At 41.9% G+C, this 265-nt stretch carries 1 pseudogene; it reads left to right on the top strand.

Going from position 1 to position 265, the window contains the following annotated elements:
- Positions 1 to 10: 10 nt before the first annotated feature.
- Positions 11 to 265 (top strand): annotated as a pseudogene (locus WFH18_RS18070) (IS66 family transposase); the annotation flags it as partial.

The raw sequence follows: 265 nt of genomic DNA, 5'->3' as shown, positions 1-265 counted from the left end.
TACTGAGGTCATGAATACGCTGCCTGACTTAAGCCAACTGACCCATGAACAACTGCTGGAATTCACCAGGCAGTTGGCGCTGCAGCATCAGTCTCTAGCACAATCAAACCAGCAATTAGATGCCAGAGTTCAACATCTTGAAGTCACCAATCAGCAATTAGATTCTAAAGTTCAACATCTTTCTATTCTCAATCAAAAATACGAGCATGAACTCGCACTATTTAAACAGCACAAATTCGGCAGTAAAAACGAACATCTCACTGCA

It is taken from the genome of Acinetobacter sp. USHLN143, from assembly GCF_037145695.1.
GTDB lineage: Bacteria > Pseudomonadota > Gammaproteobacteria > Pseudomonadales > Moraxellaceae > Acinetobacter > Acinetobacter fasciculus.
This window is presented reverse-complemented; position numbering and strand designations above follow the sequence as displayed.